This is a genomic window from Salegentibacter salinarum, assembly GCF_900168115.1.
GTDB classification, from domain to species: domain Bacteria; phylum Bacteroidota; class Bacteroidia; order Flavobacteriales; family Flavobacteriaceae; genus Salegentibacter; species Salegentibacter salinarum.
In genome coordinates this window covers 165,277-184,363 of the sequence record NZ_FUZC01000005.1, presented here as the reverse complement: position 1 = coordinate 184,363, position 19,087 = coordinate 165,277, and the positions used below count along the sequence as shown (strand labels likewise).

At 37.8% G+C, this 19,087-nt stretch carries 17 protein-coding genes; 11 read left to right on the top strand and 6 right to left on the bottom strand.

Going from position 1 to position 19,087, the window contains the following annotated elements:
* The first annotated feature begins 25 nt into the window (after positions 1–25).
* Positions 26–481 (top strand): nuclear transport factor 2 family protein, encoded by a 456-nt coding sequence (locus B5X53_RS08125; RefSeq protein ID WP_079712831.1) that lies wholly within the window; start codon positions 26–28, stop codon positions 479–481.
* Here the strand turns inward: B5X53_RS08125 and B5X53_RS08120 are convergent, their stop codons facing one another.
* The 3 genes from B5X53_RS08120 to B5X53_RS08110 form a co-directional block, all read right to left on the bottom strand.
* Entirely contained in the window at positions 482–1,513 is a 1,032-nt protein-coding gene (locus B5X53_RS08120) for a formylglycine-generating enzyme family protein (RefSeq protein WP_079712738.1), read from the bottom strand. It abuts the gene before it with no gap.
* Between the two features lie 83 nt (positions 1,514–1,596).
* A complete protein-coding gene (locus tag B5X53_RS08115) occupies positions 1,597–2,217 on the bottom strand; it encodes a CPBP family intramembrane glutamic endopeptidase (RefSeq protein ID WP_079712737.1) in 621 nt (206 codons plus the stop codon).
* Positions 2,218–2,670: 453 nt separating this feature from the next.
* Positions 2,671–4,104, bottom strand: a complete 1,434-nt coding sequence (locus tag B5X53_RS08110; protein WP_079712736.1) for an L-serine ammonia-lyase — start codon at positions 4,102–4,104, stop codon at positions 2,671–2,673.
* 219 nt (positions 4,105–4,323) lie between these two features.
* Between B5X53_RS08110 and dnaK the strand changes: the two genes are divergently transcribed.
* The gene (gene dnaK, locus B5X53_RS08105; protein ID WP_079712735.1) at positions 4,324–6,252 is read left to right on the top strand and encodes a molecular chaperone DnaK; all 1,929 of its coding nucleotides are present in this window, start codon (positions 4,324–4,326) and stop codon (positions 6,250–6,252) included.
* Between the two features lie 238 nt (positions 6,253–6,490).
* Here dnaK and B5X53_RS08100 read toward each other — a convergent pair whose 3' ends face one another.
* Positions 6,491–7,759, bottom strand: a complete 1,269-nt coding sequence (locus B5X53_RS08100) for an NRAMP family divalent metal transporter (protein WP_079712734.1) — start codon at positions 7,757–7,759, stop codon at positions 6,491–6,493.
* A 58-nt stretch (positions 7,760–7,817) separates the two neighbouring features.
* Positions 7,818–8,453 carry an alpha/beta hydrolase gene (locus tag B5X53_RS08095; RefSeq protein WP_079712733.1) on the bottom strand — a complete coding sequence of 212 codons (636 nt, stop codon included), beginning with the start codon at positions 8,451–8,453 and terminating at the stop codon, positions 7,818–7,820.
* Between the two features lie 193 nt (positions 8,454–8,646).
* Here B5X53_RS08095 and B5X53_RS08090 point away from each other — a divergent pair, with 193 nt between their 5' ends.
* From B5X53_RS08090 to B5X53_RS08065, 6 genes are all read left to right on the top strand, one after another.
* On the top strand, positions 8,647–10,554 hold the full coding sequence (locus tag B5X53_RS08090) for a thrombospondin type 3 repeat-containing protein (protein ID WP_079712732.1): 1,908 nt from the start codon (positions 8,647–8,649) through the stop codon (positions 10,552–10,554).
* A gap of 148 nt (positions 10,555–10,702) precedes the next feature.
* On the top strand, positions 10,703–11,122 hold the full coding sequence (locus B5X53_RS08085) for a PaaI family thioesterase (RefSeq protein ID WP_198550774.1): 420 nt from the start codon (positions 10,703–10,705) through the stop codon (positions 11,120–11,122).
* A 3-nt stretch (positions 11,123–11,125) separates the two neighbouring features.
* Positions 11,126–12,271, top strand: coding sequence for a chorismate-binding protein (locus B5X53_RS08080; protein WP_079712730.1), 1,146 nt, complete (start codon positions 11,126–11,128; stop codon positions 12,269–12,271).
* 221 nt (positions 12,272–12,492) lie between these two features.
* Positions 12,493–14,226, top strand: a complete 1,734-nt coding sequence (menD, locus tag B5X53_RS08075) for a 2-succinyl-5-enolpyruvyl-6-hydroxy-3-cyclohexene-1-carboxylic-acid synthase (protein ID WP_079712830.1) — start codon at positions 12,493–12,495, stop codon at positions 14,224–14,226.
* Between the two features lie 68 nt (positions 14,227–14,294).
* Positions 14,295–14,639, top strand: coding sequence for a DUF2853 family protein (locus tag B5X53_RS08070; protein ID WP_079712729.1), 345 nt, complete (start codon positions 14,295–14,297; stop codon positions 14,637–14,639).
* A gap of 114 nt (positions 14,640–14,753) precedes the next feature.
* The gene (locus B5X53_RS08065) at positions 14,754–15,590 is read left to right on the top strand and encodes a CvfB family protein (protein ID WP_079712728.1); all 837 of its coding nucleotides are present in this window, start codon (positions 14,754–14,756) and stop codon (positions 15,588–15,590) included.
* Here B5X53_RS08065 and B5X53_RS08060 read toward each other — a convergent pair.
* Positions 15,587–16,078: a hypothetical protein gene (locus B5X53_RS08060; protein ID WP_079712727.1), complete on the bottom strand. Its 492-nt coding sequence runs from the start codon at positions 16,076–16,078 to the stop codon at positions 15,587–15,589. The two genes, B5X53_RS08065 and B5X53_RS08060, sit on opposite strands and share 4 nt — an antisense overlap.
* Before the next feature lie 106 nt (positions 16,079–16,184).
* On the opposite strand from B5X53_RS08060, the gene B5X53_RS08055 reads away from it, so the two are divergent.
* From B5X53_RS08055 to B5X53_RS08045, 3 genes are read left to right on the top strand one after another with little or no spacing between them, the layout of a single operon-like run.
* Positions 16,185–17,024 (top strand): 1,4-dihydroxy-2-naphthoyl-CoA synthase, encoded by an 840-nt coding sequence (locus B5X53_RS08055; protein WP_079712726.1) that lies wholly within the window; start codon positions 16,185–16,187, stop codon positions 17,022–17,024.
* Entirely contained in the window at positions 17,012–17,539 is a 528-nt protein-coding gene (locus B5X53_RS08050; protein ID WP_079712725.1) for a PH domain-containing protein, read from the top strand. Before B5X53_RS08055 ends, B5X53_RS08050 begins: the two co-directional genes overlap by 13 nt.
* Positions 17,508–19,052 carry a PH domain-containing protein gene (locus B5X53_RS08045; protein WP_157822128.1) on the top strand — a complete coding sequence of 515 codons (1,545 nt, stop codon included), beginning with the start codon at positions 17,508–17,510 and terminating at the stop codon, positions 19,050–19,052. Before B5X53_RS08050 ends, B5X53_RS08045 begins: the two co-directional genes overlap by 32 nt.
* Positions 19,053–19,087: the final 35 nt, after the last annotated feature.

Genomic DNA, 19,087 nt, shown 5'->3' with positions numbered 1-19,087 from the left:
TTAGCATTTAAATAAAATGAATTCAATGAAGAAGTTATTTATAATTAGTTTTTTGCTTTTGGGTCCGGCAGGATGGAGCCAAAATACAGAAAAAGAAAACCTTCAAAGCTTAATTGAAAATTTCTTTGAAGCTTTTCACGTTCAGGATTCTACCAGGTTAAAGAGTTTTGCCCATCCCGATATTAAAATGCAATCTGTAGCTATTGATGCTGAGGGTAATACGGAACTATCGACTTCAGAGTATTCACATTTTCTGAAGTCGATATCTTCAATTCCGACTTCAACTAAATTCGAAGAAAAATTACACGATTTTGATATTAATATCAACGGAATGATCGCCAATGTTAGTACCCCTTATTCTTTTTATGTAAATGACGATTTAAGTCATTGCGGTGTGAACACTTTTCAGCTGATGAAATTGAAGGGAGAATGGAAGATCATTTATTTAGTAGATACGCGTAGTAAATCGGGTTGCAAGTAACTATTCAACATCTTTTACGCACCTGAAACTTAAATGTTCCAAACCGCTTTCTGGCGTAGAGCTCATTCTTGTCGCGTTGCGATAGCCCGTGCAATAAGATTCACTGCATAAGAAAGAGCCTCCACGAATTACTTTTTGTTGTTCAGAATTAAAGTATTCTTTGAAGTATCCATCGGTGCGCTGATCCATTTTTGAATAGGCATTTGGGTAATAAGTGTCTAAAACCCATTCCCAGGCATTTCCAGATATTTCATACAGTCCGAACCCGTTTTTCGGAAAACTTTTTACCGGGGCGGTTTTTTCAAAATTATCTTTGATAGCGTTGGAGACAGGAAAATCTCCCTGGTGGAAATTCACAAACTCTGTAGCTTTTTCAAAATCGTTTCCCCAATGGTAGATTTGGTTTTCTTTTCCGCCCCGGGCGAGGTATTCAAATTCGGCCTCGGTAGGTAAACGTTTTCCGGCCCATTTTGCATAAGCCATAGCATCATACCAGGAAACCTGTACCACGGGATGATCTTCTTTTCCTTCTATGGAACTTTCAGGTCCTTGCGGATGCTTCCAGTTGGCCCCTTCCTTAAATTTCCACCAGGCCTGCGGGTTTTCGGCATCAAATACCATAGCCCCGGGAGGGAAGGTTTCTCCATTAATTTCAAAACTTCGTTCTGCCGTAGTCACGTATCCGGTTGCCTCCACGAATTCCCGAAATTCAGCATTGGTGACTTCAGTTTCATCTACCCAAAGTGTTTTAATAGTCTCTTTATGCTGCGGAAACTCATCTCGCCTGGCCTGTTGTGAATTTCCACCCATCATATATTCCCCTCCTTCAATTTTCAGCATTCCTGCGGTTGATACTGAAGCGCGTTCTTCGATTTCAGCAATCTCTTCCATATATTTTTCGTGATAGGACTTTTCTGGTTTCTGAATATTTTCTTCAGAAGTTTCAGCAGTTTTCTTTTCCTCATTTTTACAACTCAAAAATGAAGAAATCAGAAATGTGAAAAGGAAAAACCTTAAATAGGAAGAATACATGATTCAATTTTTAGATAAAGATAAAGAAGTGTAGTAAATACTTAAAAATCCACTGAAGATCATATACATTGTTGATTTACTTATTATAAAAGCTTCGGAAGCAGGAAGAAAACAACAATCCCATTGTTCATGGCATGCATTGCGATAGGCCAGAGCAGGTTTCCGTTTTCTATTTTTATCTTTCCGAAGAAATACCCCGCGATAATCCTTGGAAAAATAAGAATGAATAAAATCAGGTCTAACTGCCAGCCCTCAACGTAATTCCAGATATGCACCAGTCCGAAAATTACTGCCGAAAGAAGCCAGATCACCTTATAATTTCGGTATAAAAAAACGCGAAATTTACGCATTGCCCGGCCAGGTTTTAAAGACTGTAAAAAGAGAAATACGATAATTGCAGATAAAATTACCAGTGCGTATTTTAATAAAGAATGTGCTTCCTGGGGAATAAAGCCTAAACCAATAAATGCTAGAACGGCGCAGGTAAAGATGTGAATTTCGGTAAATGAAGGTCTAATTAGGGTTCTAAACATACTTTCTTCCAGCAACGGAGCAATGATTACCGCCATAATCACAAATGCCAGCGGACTCTCATGCATTAAATCGAATAATTCGGTTTGCTGGTATTTTTCCAGGTCTAATTCCGGTAAAAAGGTATTTAGAAATCCCAGTAAAAAGAAAAACAGGAAATACGTTCCTATCATGAACCAGTAGTTGCGAAAGAGATTACTGACTTTAGGCGGAATTTTAGGGAATTGCAAGATTTTTATTTTAAATATTACTGCAATTTAAAACTGTCTTTGATTTAAGCCACGAATTCACCTATTTTTTATTGAAAAAATTTTTCTCCATCGCAATGCCGAAAAGCGGGAAAAAATGAAGTCAACAAATAGTTTCAGTCTCGGTAGGCTTTAAAAAATTATTTGTAGTTAGATGTTTGTGGTTTTGAGATTTAGAATAACATTGCTATTAAAATTTTAAACTCACAAGCCATACCGCGTGACTCCCAACAGAGAGGGGAAAACCATAAACGATAATTCAAAAACTATAAATCACGAACGAAAAACGCAAAACTGATAACCCTCAATGGAGACCAGATCAGCAACAGATTGCCACATCGCTTCGCTCTTCGCAATGAGAATTTAAAGGAACTTTTTTTAACAATCACTCAAATTCACCTTCACTGCGAGTCCGCCTTCTGAGGTTTCTTTGTATTTGGAGTTCATATCTTTTGCGGTGTCCCACATAGTTTCAATCACTTTATCGAGTGGAACTTTTGCTTTTGTAGCATCGCTTTCCAGTGCAATTTCGGCAGCGTTAATTGCTTTAATGGCGCCCATAGCATTTCTTTCAATGCAAGGAACCTGTACCAAACCGGCGATAGGATCGCAGGTTAAACCAAGGTGGTGTTCCATCGCGATTTCTGCTGCCATAAGCACCTGCTCTGGAGTTCCGCCGAGGAGTTCTGTTAATCCGCCGGCAGCCATTGCAGAAGAAACACCAATTTCGGCCTGGCAACCACCCATTGCGGCCGAAATTGTAGCGCCTTTTTTAAAGAGACTGCCAATTTCACCGGCTACGAGCATAAAGCGTTTCATATCTTCAAAAGTAGCTTCGTGATTTTCTATTACCATATAATACATCATCACTGATGGTACGGTACCTGCGCTTCCATTAGTTGGAGCGGTAACTACGCGTCCCAGGGATGCGTTCACTTCGTTGACACTAATTGCAAAACAGCTTACCCATTTAAGAATTTGCCTGAATTTTACTTCGGTTCTTCTAATAGCCTTAATCCATTCTTCAGGCGAGTTATACTGCTGGTCCCCAATTAGGCGTTGGTGCATTTCAAAAGAACGTCGCTTAACATTGAGTCCTCCGGGAAGGGTTCCTTCGGTATGGCAACCAATGTACATGGATTCCAGCATCACATCCCAGATTTGCTTTAAACCGACATCTATCTCTTCTTCGCTTCTAAGCGATTTTTCGTTTTCCAGGACGATTTCAGAAATAGGTTTGTTTTCGGCTTTGCAATAGGCGAGGAGTTCTGTAGCTTTTTCTATGGGAAAAGGAAATTCCAAAAAGCTTTTCATCTTGTTGCTGGCGTTTTTTCTTTCTTTCTTTACCACGAATCCACCACCAATAGAATAAAATGAAGAGGAGGTTTTTTTGCCGTTTTTCAGCCTTGCCCGAAAAGTCATTCCGTTAGGATGAAATTCAAGGAATTTACGATTGAATTTTACATCATCGGCAATGCTGAAATCAATTTCCCGTTCAGCGTTAAGTTGAAGTTTTTTTGATTCCCGAATTTTTTCAATTTCGGCATCAATTATAGAAATATCCATAGTTACGGGATCGTGCCCGCAAAGGCCTAAAATAGTAGCAATATCTGTCGCGTGGCCAATTCCGGTTAAAGAGAGGGAGCCATAAAGATCTATATGTATATGTTCAACATCGTTAAAGATGCCTTTTTGCTTTAATTCGGTAATCCAGCGCTGCGCTGCACGCCAGGGCCCCAAGGTATGAGAACTGGATGGTCCAACGCCTACCTTCATCATATCAAAAACACTAATACATTCAATTTTTCGCATTGTATAACTCCTATTTTACTGCAAAAATAAGGATTTGTTAGTGTGATACCTTAAGATTTGAAATAATATTAAAACGATTTCGTAATCCGTAAAGCGCAGATTTGGCAAGCAGTTTCAGGTTTGAATGACAACCTGTCAGAAGTTTTCTGCTGGCATAATGATTGACTTTAACACATCGAACAATTGAAATCAATAATATAAAATTCAACGTATAAAGTTATGAGTAAAATAATTGGAATTGACTTAGGTACTACCAACTCTTGCGTTGCCGTAATGGAAGGTAACGAGCCTACGGTAATACCTAATGCCGAAGGAAAAAGAACTACACCATCTGTAATTGCATTTGTAGAAGGTGGTGAGATAAAGGTTGGTGACCCTGCAAAAAGACAGGCTGTTACTAACCCAACAAAAACCGTAGCATCTATAAAAAGATTTATGGGGAACAAATATTCTGAATCTTCGAAAGAAGCAGGAAGAGTTCCTTATAAAGTAGTAAAAGGAGATAATGATACTCCACGTGTAGAAATTGACGGAAGAAAATATACTCCGCAGGAACTTTCTGCAATGGTACTTCAAAAAATGAAGAAAACCGCAGAAGATTATCTTGGACAGGATGTAACTGAAGCGGTAATTACCGTTCCTGCTTATTTTAACGATTCTCAACGTCAGGCAACCAAAGAAGCCGGAGAGATCGCGGGATTAAAAGTAAGCCGAATTATAAACGAACCAACCGCAGCAGCACTTGCTTACGGACTTGATAAAAAATCTCAGGATCAGAAGATCGCTGTTTATGACCTTGGTGGTGGTACTTTTGATATCTCGATCCTTGAGTTAGGTGATGGTGTATTTGAAGTATTATCTACAAATGGTGATACTCACCTTGGTGGTGATGATTTTGATGAGGTATTAATAGATTATCTTGCAGATACTTTCCAAAAAGCAGAAGATATTGATCTTAGAAAAGATCCAATGGCACTTCAGCGTTTAAAAGAAGCTGCTGAAAAAGCAAAAATCGAGTTATCTTCATCAACGCAAACTGAAATCAATTTGCCTTACGTAACGGCAACTTCAAGCGGACCAAAACACCTTGTTGAAACAATTAGCCGTTCTAAGTTCGAGCAATTGGCTTCAGAACTAGTAACACGCTCAATGGATCCTGTGAAAAAAGCACTTAGCGATGCGGGACTTTCAAAAAGCGATATAGATGAAGTAATTCTTGTTGGTGGGTCTACACGTATTCCTAAAATTCAGGAAGAGGTAGAGGCATTCTTTGGTAAAAAACCTTCTAAAGGGGTTAACCCAGATGAGGTGGTTGCAATTGGTGCAGCTATCCAGGGTGGTGTATTAACCGGAGATGTAAAAGATGTACTGTTACTTGATGTTACTCCACTTTCTTTAGGTATTGAAACTATGGGAGGAGTCAACACTAAACTTATAGAATCAAATACAACTATTCCAACCAAGAAATCACAGACTTTCTCTACTGCTGCCGATAATCAGCCTTCAGTAGAAATCCACGTGTTGCAGGGTGAACGTCCCATGGCGGCAGACAACAAAACAATTGGTAGATTCCACTTAGACGGAATTCCACCAGCGCCAAGAGGAACACCTCAAATTGAAGTGACTTTTGATATTGATGCCAATGGTATCATTAAAGTAAGCGCTACCGATAAAGCAACCGGAAAATCTCAGGATATTCGTATCGAGGCTTCTTCAGGATTAACCGAAGAAGAAATCGAGAAAATGAAGAAAGAAGCTGAAGCAAATGCTGATGCTGATAAGAAAACCAAAGAAAAAGTAGATAAGCTTAACGAAGCCGATGCTATGATCTTCCAAACTGAAAAGCAGTTGAAGGAATTTGGAGATAAGATTTCTGAAGATAAGAAAAAGCCGGTAGAAGAAGCTTTAGAAGAATTAAAGAAAGCTTACGAAACCAAAGAGCTGGATCAAATAACTCCTGCTTTAGACAAATTGAACGAAGCCTGGAAAACAGCTTCTGAAGAAATGTATAAAGCACAGGCTGAAGCTCAAGGTGGCCAGGCAGGACCACAACAAGGTGCTACCGGTGCCCAGGGTGGTGAACAAGCCGGAGGTGACGCTAAAAGCGGAGACGATGTAGAAGATGTTGATTTTGAAGAAGTGAAGTAAGCAGAGAGCTATTATTCAAGCCGCGCAGCGTCTTGAATAATGAGCGAATCGCTTACCCCGAACTTGTTTCGGGATCTTAAAATCTCAAGCTCAATTTAGAGCAAATAACTAAAAGCGCAATCATTAATTTGGTTGCGCTTTTTTTATACAATAAAATACCTACAAGGTTTTCAAAACCTTGTAGGTATTTTTAAAATTAAACAGGAGAAATTAAGGAGGATAATAATCAGAAAAAAATCTAAGCCAAAAAAGTATAATACAAATACACAAAATTAAATATTACCAAAAGCGCAAGACAAATTAAGCTGAAAATCTTATAATTTCTTCCCGGTCGGTGTTTTTCAGGCATTTGTTTGCCGGTAACAAGTCTGTAATTAAACCAGGCCAGAAAAGGAGCAGATAAAAATGAAAGTCCGGCAGCGAAATCTACCAAAATGGTGAACGAACCGGAAAGGAAATACAAAATAGAAAGCGAAAGCACCGGGATAATAAAAATGGAAAGTCGGTAAATTTTCCATTTGTCTTTTTTGTCTTCAGGGTTATCCTTTTCCGGATTTTTTAATTCTGAAATCACTCTCGGATAAGCATCGGTTACCGTTAAAACTGTACTCAACATTGTGATAAAAGCCGCAACCGAAATTAAAGGTTTGCTCCATTCACCAAGTGTTTTTCCGTAAAGCTCCACCAATTGACTAGAAAACTCCACACTGTTATTGGAAAAAGAAGTTCCGCTACCAAACATCACTAAAACGCCAAGAAGAAAGAATAATAATCCGATAAAAGCGGCCGAAAGATACCCCACATTAAAATCGGCAAAAGCACCTTTCACTGAGATTTTCTGCTTATTCTGAACCGCTTTTTCTTTGGTCCAGATAGAATGCCACACCGAGGCATCTAATGGGATAGGCATCCAACCCATAAAAGCGATTATAAATCCTAAACTGGCGGTGGTCCAGAGTGAAGGCGGTTCAGTGGTTACGGCATCGGTAACAGTCCCTGCGCCAAAAGCCATAATTACTGCAGCGAGTGTGGCCAGCGTTAATAAAGTAACAATCACTTTCATACTTTTATCTAGGCCTGGATATTTTCCTATTAAAAGTAAAGCGATACAGGAAATAAGAATAATGCCGCTCCAAAGAAATGGCGACCAGCCAAAATTGAATAAACGTTCAGCCAATCCTGCGGTAACAATGGTAACCGCGGCCTGGATAATAAACATACTTCCCAGGGTAATAAAAATATAGATCCAATAAGGAAATTTACCAAGCTTTTTATATCCTGTGATTAAATGATTGCCGGTGCCTGCGGCAAATCTGGGGCCAAATTCCAGGAATGGATATTTTGAAATACAGGCTATAATTAAAACCCAGATTAAGATAAATCCGTAATCGGCGCCGGCTCTTGTAGCCTGCACCAAATGAGAAACTCCAATAGCGGCACCGGCCAGTAGAAAACCCGGTCCAATACTTTTTAAAATGGATGTTTTAGAAGTAGATTTTTGCCTCATTTAGAATCCCTGATATAAAATATAGTTATGTCACTTCGAGCGCAGTCGAGAAGTCAATTTAAGCAAATTCAGCAATAAGTTTAGTATTTACTTCGTGACCGCCTTTATAGGTTTTGATTTTAAAATTGGTTGGGAATATTTCTTTTAAGCGTTTTTCTTCTACTTTAATAATCCCGTCTTTAAGATATGCATCTTCGGTTCCGTAAATAAATGTAAAGTTAGTATTTTTCAGGAATTTAAAATCTTCAGGCTTTAATTCTGCAGGTACTTTTCCGGAATGCATAATTAATTCATCGCATTCTATCTTACGTCTCGAAATCCAACGTGTTGCTACCGAAACGCCCTGTGAGTAACCCAGAACTATAAGTCGTGGAGCATTTTTAAGGTTTTCAGTTTTATAAACTTCATCCAGGTAGTTGAGTACATTTTCGGTTTCAGCTTCAGTGCGTTCTTTGGTGAGCCAAGATGCTCCTACGTGTTTATACTCGTTGTTAAGGTAATATTTAGACTGCGCCTGTGGAGCTATAATATAGTTTTCTTCCGAGTTTAAATGATGAAAATGCCTCAGGAAATACCGACTTAAATAACCAATTCCGTGACAGACCAGCCACACGGTTTGAGTTCTTTCCGTAAAATCGTTTAAAACGCTGTAGGTATTGGTGATCTGGTAAGAAAGCTGCTTTTCAGTGCTCATAAAGTTGATTTTATGTAGTTTTTAATGGGAAACCCTCAGTTTAATAGCGGGATTTTCTCATTAAATTTGAAATATCTTCGAAGATAACATTCTTAGCTCCTGTGACCTTTTCTTATTGCAATACACCCTCATGTTATGCAATAAATTTCACCCCACAATTTGTGATCAACAAAACTAATTAATACTAATTATTATGGAAATTTTTATAAGAAGATTATTCTTATCTGTTCTCCTGTGCGTTGTTTGTTTTTCTTGTAGTGAGGAAGAAGACGTCCCGGGAGTTACAGAAAAAGCTACGTTGTCCTTTAGTCCTATTCTTAATGACTTGCTGCGAAACCAGCAAAATAAACAGGAATCTCCTGAACTCCCGGCGTGTTCTGATGATACGCCTTCTTATGTAGAAATTATTCTTTTACAAGGGGAAGAAGAAGTTGTAGGTTCTTCGGAAACTCCATTTGCCATTGATTTGGTTGCTGATGAAAATTATACTGAATATAGTCCTGAACTTGAACTTGAACCGGGAACGTATACATTAGATCATTTTGCAGTATATAATTCTGATGGCGAACTTATATGGCTTGCGCCCAAAGGAGGGGCAATTGGAGATCTTTTGCAGAATACTTTACCATTGGAAATTAATCTTCGTAGCGGAGTTAAAAAATACGTAGATGTAACAGTAGTTTGTTTTGATGATAGAATTGTAAATGAATACGGTTATTTATTTTTTGATCTTATTCCTACCGAATTATTTGAATATTGCTTTTTCGCAAATTACTGTAATGAAGCCGGAAGACATTATACCGCGGCTTATACCGTAGATATTTGGTTAGGAACAGATGATAGTGGTACTCCACTTTACACAGGTGTCGAAAACGTAAAATCTACTGAAGATGAAGATCCCTGGGCAGATCCGTTATGTTTTGATTTACCTAATCTACAGGATTATGAAGATGATGAACCATACCTATATTATGAGGTTACTCTTAAAGGATGGCCAGATGTTTATGGCGAGGTTTCAGAGATAGTTATTGATGGCACGTTAAGTAGAGCTGATATTCAAGCTAATTTTGACGGGGATGATAATGTTGAATACGAGCATTTATTCTTCGGTTGTGGAGATGATGGAGAACCATTAGACTCAGATCAGGATGGAATTCCTGACAGCGAGGATAATTGTCCAAATGTACCTAACCCAGATCAGGCAGACGAAAATGAAGATGGAGTAGGTGATGCCTGTGAAAATGGTTCAGATGATGATGGGGATGGCGTCCCAAATGATATAGATGAATGTCCCGGTACAGATCCAGGAGTAGAAGTAGATGAAGTTGGATGTGAAAGTATCCAGGTCCCGGGAAGAGATGTGGTTGTATTAAACGATATAAACATATTTGATAATGATGCTCTTGAAGATCCTGATAATGTGAGGTTTGTTCAAAACCTCGTAAATTATACCACAACAGGAGTGAGGAACAGTGGAGATGTAGTTTGGATAGATCGCGGCCGCAATGCAAGATGCTATAGTAATGGAGAATGTAACGAAACAGGATGGGCTACAACTGAATCTGTTATGGCCGACGAAGGTTTTACTGTGGAGAGTATTTTCTCAAGTGTAGGTTCTTTAACAAATATTCCTTCAGATGTTAAAATTGTGATGTTAGTTATGCCAACTTCGCAATATACAGTTGAGGAAATCAATACTCTAAAGCAATTTGCAGCCGATGGAGGAAGAATAATTTTTGTAGGTGAGCATGATGTATTTTATTTAAATATTGATGTAGAGAATCAATTCCTGGCCAATATGGGAGCCGTATTATTCAATAGTGGTGGTGCAGTTGATTGTGGTTATAACGAGTTACCCCCAGCTTCAAATAGAGACCATCCAATTATGGCAGGTATTGAAGATCTAACCATTGCCTGTGCATCTGTAATAGAGCCTGGAGAGGGAGATTTCGCTTTATTTTATGATATTTCAAATACTTTAGTTCTAGGGGGAGTAGCAAAAATTGACACTGCACCAATAAGTGAGCTTAAACAGGTAAGAAGGTCGAAATTTAGAGAAACTAAACAATTACCTAACGGTTCTTCCTCTACAGGATATTAATAACTACAACTTTAATTAATTAAAAGGCCGCTATAAAGCGGCTTTTTTTATAGAAGCCTGCAAAGTTGTATTTGAATCTTACCTTCTTCTCAATACTTATTTTTATTATAGGGTTTTGTACTTTTACGATATAATCAATAATTTAATGATGACCAAAGAAGAAATTCTGGCGCTTTCCAAGAAGGTATGTAAAAACACGTTAATGGAAACCCTGGAAATTGAATTTACTGAAGTTGGAGACGATTATTTAATTGCAAAAATGCCCGTAACGCCTAGAGTCCATCAACCTGATGGTGTGCTCCACGGCGGAGCCAGCGTGGCTTTGGCTGAAAGTGTCGGCAGTATGGCAAGTTATGTTTTTTTAGATACTGAGGAATTTTTTATCCGCGGTATTGAAATTTCGGCGAATCATTTAAAAAGTATTACTGAAGGTTTTGTTTATGCCAGGGCTTCTTTTATTCATAAAGGTCGAACCACACAGCTTTGGGAAATCAGGATTACCGATGAAGATGAAAACCTCATTTCTATCGTAAAACTTACTACCATAGCATTGCCAAAAAAGAAATAGAAGATGAATAGCGAAGAATTTTTCATAAAATTAGATGCTCAAATTCAAAACGGAAATCCGTTTGTGGTCTATAGAAACCCTAACGCTAAAAACGGGTTGACCAAAGCTTTGCTTCAGGATTCAGCTGAAACTTATAAAACCAGTAATTTCACCGAAAACGGATTTGTTTTCGCTCCTTTTGAAAATGCTGAAAATGCTTTTTTAATCCCTTCAGAAAATGCCGAGCTAATTACTACAGAATATCCGGCTGAGAACTCTGAAGAAGTAAAGAAAGAAAACCAGGATTTTCCTCCGGCATATACCAATAATCAGGCTAAAATTAAACACGAAGAATTAGTTCAAAAGGGAATTGAAGAAATTGAGAAAGGAGAATTTAAAAAAGTGGTTTTATCACGGAAAGAAGATGTGCAAACCCAACTTGAAGCTCTAGTGATTTTCAGGAACTTACTTAAAAAATATGAAACGGCTTTTGTGTATTTCTGGTTTCATCCTAAAACCGGGATTTGGCTTGGGGCCACCCCGGAAACGCTTTTGAATGTAGAACGTGAAAAATTCAAAACAATGGCCCTCGCAGGAACACAGTCGTTTAAAGGAACTTCATCTGTAAACTGGGGAGAAAAAGAAATTGAGGAACAACAAATTGTTACCGACGCGATTTTAGAAAATCTCGAACATAAAGTTTCAGGTAAGATTCATAAATCGGAGCCCTATACCTCCAAAGCGGGAAATCTGTTGCATTTACAAACCGATATTACCGGAATGTTAGATCCGGAAAAATCCAGTCTTAAAAGCTTGATTTTAGCTTTACATCCAACTCCGGCCGTTTGCGGACTTCCAAAGGAAAAAGCGAAAAAATTTATTACGGAAAATGAAAGTTATAAGCGTGAATTTTATTCAGGGTTTTTAGGGGAATTAAATATGAAGAAGGAAGTAAAGCGGAATAGTAATCGCAGGAACCAGGAAAATCAAGCTTATGGAAGCATCCTGAAGCAGACATCTTTGTTTGTAAACCTGCGATGTATGAAGCTGAATGAGGGGAAAGCCAGGTTGTTTATTGGTGGAGGGATTACTAAATATTCCAATCCTGCAGAAGAATGGGAGGAAACCGTAAATAAATCACATACCATAAAATCGGTACTTGTGAAATAAGGTCAAAACCTGCTTCTGAAATGTTTTTGAAATTGTAATTTTGAATTAAATTACCTGTCGTCCTAATGTCCCGATGCTTTGGGATATCTCAGGCTCCAGTTTTTATAAAACTTAGAACCTGGAACAAGTTCAGGTTGACGTTAGATCAAAATTAAAATTATAGACCTCACAGGTTTTCAAAACCTGTGAGGTCTGGGATTCAACTCTACAAAATAAACTTTGTGAAATACTCCAAAATACCTGTTGCCAGATCTATTGTAGCGCTTTGCGTTGCCAAAAATATAAATCACGTGGTGATTTCCCCTGGATCGAGAAATGCGCCACTTACAATTGGTTTTACACATCATCCCGAGATTAAACCTTACAGTATTGTAGATGAACGCTGTGCGGCTTTTTATGCATTGGGATTGGCGCAACAATTACAGAAACCGGTAGCGCTGGTTTGTACTTCGGGTTCAGCCTTGCTTAATTATTATCCGGCGATTGCCGAAGCTTTTTATAGCGATATTCCGCTGGTGATTATTTCAGCAGACCGTCCTGTTGAACGAATAGATATTGGCGACGGACAAACGATTAGACAGAAAAACGTATTTGAAAACCATATTTTATATTCGGCAAACTTACATTCAGAATTAGTTCTGGATTCTGAGGCGACCGATAAGAAACTTCAGCAAAAACAATTTGAATCGCAAAAACATAACGAGAGGGAAGTAAACCTTGCATTAAATAAAGCGATAGAAGGGAAAGGGCCGGTTCATATTAATGTGCCATTTTACGAACCTTTATATGATCTTGTAGAAAATGTTGAGGTAAAACCCATCCAAATTTTGCCGGAAATTAAAGAACGTACCTATTCCGAAAATCAATTAGGAGCTTACGCCGATCTCTGGAATAAAGCAAAGCGAAAAATGGTAATTGTTGGGGTCGCGCACCCAAACGTGGTAGAACAGGAATTTCTCGAAAAACTGGCCACGGACGATTCGGTTATTGTATTGACGGAAACTACCTCCAATTTAAATCATCCCGAGTTTTTCACCAGAATTGATACCCTGATAGGGCCAATCGAAAAAGACGAAAACAGGGAAGAATTATTCAAGACACTTCAACCGGAAATTTTGCTGACTTTCGGCGGAATGATTGTTTCCAAAAAAATCAAAGCATTTTTAAGAAATTACCAGCCACAGCAACACTGGCATATTGATCCTAAAAAAGCCTACAATACTTTCTTCTGCTTAAACAAACATTTTGAAACCACTGTAAATTCATTTTTCACTCATTTCTTTCCCCTTACTCAAAAGTCCAAAAGTGATTATGGAAAATTCTGGAAAGAGGTAAAAAGCAAGCGCCAGGTTCGGCACGAGGAATATATGGATAAGATTCCGTATTCAGATCTAAAAGCGATGCAGGAAATTATTCCCAGCGTACCAGAAAATTACATTGTGCATCTTGGGAATAGTTCAACCATTCGCTACGCTCAATTGTTTAAATGGAAAGAAAGCTTGCGTATTTTTTGTAATCGTGGTACAAGCGGGATTGATGGTAGTATTTCTACTGCAGTTGGCGCGGCTTGCTTAAATGGGGAGCCCACGTTAATGATTGCAGGTGATTTAAGTTTTTTCTATGATAGCAATGCCCTTTGGAATAATTATATTCCGAAGAATTTCAGGATAATAATTTTGAATAATAACGGCGGCGGTATTTTTAGGATTCTCCCAGGAAATAAACATACAGAAAATTTTGAAACTTATTTTGAAACCACGCATCAGCTTCAGGCGAAATCTTTAAGTGAAATGTATGGATTTGAATATTGTTCTGCTAAAACTTCCGAAGAAATAAATGAGCAATTGAAATTTTTTTTCAGCGATACAGTTCAACCAAAAATTTTGGAAATTTTTACACCTAGAAAAATTAACGACGAAGTGCTGCTGGAATACTTCAATTTTATGAAATCTTAAGATTCTTAATTCGTAGATAAACACTCATTTAAGTATCTTGGTGAGAAATAAACCAAAAAATCTTAATTATGAGTACAAAAACCGATGAAAAAGTAGGTAAATACATTCAGGATGTAAAAGACAAAACGGGAGACGAACCCGATGTTGGGTTGCTTAGAAAAGTAACCGAATCTTGCGGCCCCAGTATTTTTAGAAATGACGCTGAAACCGTTTCCAGCTCTTCAGAATCTGAAATGGAAACCGTAAAACGGAACTTCTTAATTAAAAAATTAGGTCTCAAGGATGACGAAAAACTGGATGTAGGTTTGAATGCCGTAATGGAAAAATATGGTAAATCCAATAGAAATAAATTTCGCGCGGTAGTCTACTATTTACTAACAAAATACTTTAAAAAAGAAAGTGTTTTTAAATAAAATGAATAGGCTAAATATTTTAAAAATCCGTTTCACGAGGGTGAAAGACGGATTTTCCTGTTTTATAGAAAAGCCGTAAAATATAAAGTATCTTTGCACTTCAAAATATAGATTATGCTTAGAATTGGCGAAAATCACACGCTTAATATTGTTAGAGAAACCGAACCCGGACTTTTCTTAACAGATACTGAAGGAAATGAAGTTTTGCTTCCGAATAAATATATCCCCGAAACTTTTGAAATAGGAGACGAGATTGAGGTTTTTGTTTACCTGGATCACGAAGAAAGACCGGTTTCAACCACTTTAGAACCCCTGGTAAAGCTAGATGAATTTGCATTTCTAAAATGTGTTGAGGTAACTGAATTTGGAGCTTTTTTAGATTGGGGATTGGAGAAACATTTATTTGTTCCGTTTAAGGAGCAGGCTTACCCAATGAAAAAAGGCGGCCGTTATCTTATTTTTTGCTATTTAGACGAAGAAACCGATCGATTGGTTGCTTCAAGCAAGGTTCATGCTTTTTTAGATAATTCTGAACTTACCATAGAGCCTTTTGAAGAAGTAGACCTTATAATTAGTAATAAAAGTGATTTGGGTTATAATGTGATTATTAATCAATTGCATTTAGGTTTGATCTATCACGACGATGTTTTTCAGGAAATAAACGTGGGTGATGAAATGCGCGGATTTATTACTAAAACGCGTCCCGATGGAAAAATTGATGTGAGTTTACAAAGGCCCGGTTACCGGAGTATTGAACCAAATGCCGAGCTTATTCTCAATAAATTAAAGAAAAACGAAGGTTATTTGAACCTTACCGATAAATCTTCTCCAGAAGCTATTCACAGTCAGTTAGGAATTAGCAAAAAGAGTTTTAAGCGTGCTGCCGGGAATCTTTATAAGCAAAGAAAAATTGATATTAAAGAGGACGGAATTTACCTGAAAGAAGATTAGTAAAAGTAGCTTCCCCGGGGGGAATAATATTGGGAACCGTAATACATTCTTCGCTGGGTTTGCCTGTGAAGTGCGTTTTGATAAATTCGCTGGTTCTGATAATAAGGATTAGAGTTTAAAGCATCATTATATACCTCGTCATTATCCCTAAGTCTGTAATTGTTTGAAATTTCGAAAGCTTTCTTCTTTTGATTTGTTGTAGGTAACGGCGACCCGATATCTACAGTGCGTTTTTTCATATTACGTTGGCTTTCAAGAATACCAACCATATCTACGCTGGCGCGTTTTCCATCATCTACATTTATAAATTCGCCGCTGGGAAGATCAAAATCCCCTTTAAAGAATTGTTGTCCAAAACTAAGGTCGCTCCAGGAAGGCTCTATACTGTAATTGCTAATTTCAAAATCGGCAACATCCCAGTATTCCTGGGCAGAAACTGAAGTTATGCTGAATAAAAACAGACTAAGAAATAGCAAGCGAAATTTCATTTTTAGGGCTTTTGTCTTTAATATAGCAAAAACAATGCAAATCTATTTGTTTAGCAAAGATATTAAGATAAATTGAAAAGCTTATTTTTGAATAAAATAAAGACCTATGAGTGAAATCAACTGGAAAACTGTAAAAGAATACGAAGATATAACTTATAAGAAATCAGGCGGTGTTGCACGAATTGCCTTTAACCGACCTGATGTTCGCAATGCTTTCAGGCCAAAAACAACCTCAGAACTCTTAGATGCCTTTCACGATGCACACGAAGATACTGAAGTAGGTTGCGTTTTACTTTCTGCTGAAGGCCCCTCTTCTAAAGACGGGAAATGGGCATTTTGTAGCGGTGGCGATCAAAAAGCACGTGGTCACCAGGGCTATGTCGGTGAAGATGGCTACCATAGACTGAATATTCTGGAAGTTCAACGTTTAATCAGGTTTATGCCTAAAGCTGTAATTTGCGTAGTTCCGGGTTGGGCAGTAGGAGGCGGGCATAGTTTGCACGTGGTTTGCGATTTAACCCTTGCCAGTAAAGAACACGCGATTTTTAAACAAACCGATGCTGATGTAACCAGCTTTGATGCCGGTTATGGTTCAGCTTATTTGGCGAAAATGGTAGGGCAGAAGAAAGCCCGGGAAATCTTTTTCCTCGGAAGGAATTATTCAGCGCAGGAAGCTTATGAAATGGGAATGGTAAATGCGGTAATTCCGCACGATGAGCTGGAAGATACTGCTTATGAGTGGGCGCAGGAAATTATGGCAAAATCACCAACTTCCATTAAAATGCTGAAATTCGCTATGAACATGACCGACGACGGAATGGTTGGTCAGCAGGTTTTTGCAGGAGAAGTTACCCGACTTGCCTATATGACCGATGAAGCCAAAGAGGGCCGTGATGCTTTTCTCGAAAAAAGAAAACCAAATTTTGATAAAAAATGGATCCCGTAGCCAAAGATTTTAGCAACGAACAAATAGATTTAGCTTCCCTTCCCAAATATGAGTCGGTAGCTTTTTCTTCAGTTTCGTCTAAATATCTTATAAAAATGAATATTCAAACGGGTATTTTTATGCTCGTTCTGACTATTGCGCTTGGCGTGTTTTGGTTTTTTCAGCTAAATTATATCCAATCTGGGATTATTTTTGGTTTTGTATTTGTCGCCTTTATTTTTAGATTTTGGAATAATTATAAGTTGCTTCAAAGTTTAGGGTATGCGATCAGGGAAAAAGATATTATTTATAAAAGAGGATTCATTTTTAGTAAAACAACAGTAATTCCATTTAACCGAGTGCAGCACGCATCGATTTCACGTGGGATTTGGGATAAGCTTTTAGGAATTTCCAGCCTTAACATTTTTACTGCCGGAGGGGGCGCAAGTGATATTTCTATTCCCGGTTTAGAACCCGACAAGGCTGTGCAATTAAAAGAGGCTATTGCACTTAAGATTTCTAATGATGAATCCTGAAGTCTACAGCAAACCGCAGCGCCAATCAATAGCCGGTGTTCTTCTTATTTTTATTTCCAGCATTTATAAATTATTTAGATCTTTCTGGGCGATTGGTGCGTATTTGTTGGTTAGCGGACCTAGCAGGACTACTTTACTTTATATTGGTCTTGCATTGCTTTTAATTGGGTTCTTAACCCTTATCTATAGCTACCTGTACTATCGCAAATTTATTTTTTATATAGATTATAAACGGGAGGAATTTGTATTGGAAAAAGGGATTTTTTCTACCGAAAATACTGCAATTCCTTTTGATAAAATTCAGCAGGTTTATTTTAAACGTTCTATACTGCAACGTATAATTAAGGTTTACAGCCTGGTAATAGAAACCGCTGGAAGCAATCTTAAAGAAGTTGAAATAAAAGCGGTGTCAGAAGAAGATGCCAATATACTTTCGAAAATCTTATTAAAAGCGAAGGCTGAAAATACCGAAAAAGATTCATTAAAAGAAGAATCTGAAGAAGCAGAGGAAAACAAGGAGGTTTTCTGGACTCATAAAGTAGGATTTCTCACCCTTCTTAAAATTGGGATTAGTACCAATTATTTACGCGGCCTTTCGTTAGTTTTTGCTTTTGTAATGACTATTTACAACAGGGTAAATACCTATTTTAAAGATCAGGTGGAAGATGTGGAGGTTTATTTTGATCAGTTTTCCGGGGTATTACAATCCCTCGGGTTTTTAGCATTACTTTTTGTGTTGCTCCTACTTTTAAGCATAAGTATTACCATTATTGAAGTTTTCATCAAATATTATGGTTTGACTATTCAGCAGAATAGGGATAAGATGGAGGTGGAGATGGGGTTGAAAACCAATACCAAGGTTTCCCTGCAACCCAGACGGCTTCAGTTAATGCGAATTAAAACAAACCCGGTTCAGGAGCGTTTAAATCTTTATGAAGCTCAAATCTCTTTGTCAAGCAGCGAAAATGAACTTCAGAAAAATAAAATAAAGATTCCGGGACTGGGAAAAGAAATCATAAAAAAAATAAAATATTTTTTATATCCAGAATCTTCTAAATCCAGTTTCTGTACAATCTTTAAGCCGGATAAATTATTATTATTCCGGAAAATTTCACTGGCAATGTTACCGGTAATGATCTTTCTTGCAATTTGGTATTTTTTAGATTTTATAAACCTAAAATTAGGTGCTGTTTTAGCCATAGCAGGAGTATATACTTTTGCAGCTTTAACTTTGCAAATACTTGCCTTTAGAGCCCGAAAACTCATAATTACGGAAGAATTTTTACAAAAGAAAACCGGTTTCTGGAACAAAACCGAAGAAACCCTGGAATTGTTTAAAATTCAGTCTATAAGTGTGAAGCAGCCTATTTGGTATCGTAGAAAAAACCTGGTTAATGTGGTTTTTCATACCGCCGGGGGAGATCTTAGGTTTTACGCGGTGGAGACCGGTATTATACAGTACGTAAATTATGTACTATATAAAGCTGAGGTTAGTTCAAAACACTGGATGTAAGCTAAAACAAAAAATCCCCAATCTAATTTTAGACT

Excerpts from the sequence above, each read along its gene's own strand:
- B5X53_RS08125 (WP_079712831.1), top strand. The coding sequence starts at position 26 with ATGAAGAAGTTATTTATAATTAGTTTTTTGCTTTTGGGTCCGGCAGGA.
- B5X53_RS08120 (WP_079712738.1), bottom strand. The coding sequence starts at position 1,513 with ATGTATTCTTCCTATTTAAGGTTTTTCCTTTTCACATTTCTGATTTCT.
- B5X53_RS08115 (WP_079712737.1), bottom strand. The coding sequence starts at position 2,217 with ATGATAGGAACGTATTTCCTGTTTTTCTTTTTACTGGGATTTCTAAAT.
- B5X53_RS08110 (WP_079712736.1), bottom strand. The coding sequence starts at position 4,104 with ATGCGAAAAATTGAATGTATTAGTGTTTTTGATATGATGAAGGTAGGC.
- dnaK (WP_079712735.1), top strand. The coding sequence starts at position 4,324 with ATGAGTAAAATAATTGGAATTGACTTAGGTACTACCAACTCTTGCGTT.
- B5X53_RS08100 (WP_079712734.1), bottom strand. The coding sequence starts at position 7,759 with ATGAGGCAAAAATCTACTTCTAAAACATCCATTTTAAAAAGTATTGGA.
- B5X53_RS08095 (WP_079712733.1), bottom strand. The coding sequence starts at position 8,453 with ATGAGCACTGAAAAGCAGCTTTCTTACCAGATCACCAATACCTACAGC.
- B5X53_RS08090 (WP_079712732.1), top strand. The coding sequence starts at position 8,647 with ATGGAAATTTTTATAAGAAGATTATTCTTATCTGTTCTCCTGTGCGTT.
- B5X53_RS08085 (WP_198550774.1), top strand. The coding sequence starts at position 10,703 with ATGACCAAAGAAGAAATTCTGGCGCTTTCCAAGAAGGTATGTAAAAAC.
- B5X53_RS08080 (WP_079712730.1), top strand. The coding sequence starts at position 11,126 with ATGAATAGCGAAGAATTTTTCATAAAATTAGATGCTCAAATTCAAAAC.
- B5X53_RS08070 (WP_079712729.1), top strand. The coding sequence starts at position 14,295 with ATGAGTACAAAAACCGATGAAAAAGTAGGTAAATACATTCAGGATGTA.
- B5X53_RS08065 (WP_079712728.1), top strand. The coding sequence starts at position 14,754 with ATGCTTAGAATTGGCGAAAATCACACGCTTAATATTGTTAGAGAAACC.
- B5X53_RS08060 (WP_079712727.1), bottom strand. The coding sequence starts at position 16,078 with ATGAAATTTCGCTTGCTATTTCTTAGTCTGTTTTTATTCAGCATAACT.
- B5X53_RS08055 (WP_079712726.1), top strand. The coding sequence starts at position 16,185 with ATGAGTGAAATCAACTGGAAAACTGTAAAAGAATACGAAGATATAACT.
- B5X53_RS08050 (WP_079712725.1), top strand. The coding sequence starts at position 17,012 with ATGGATCCCGTAGCCAAAGATTTTAGCAACGAACAAATAGATTTAGCT.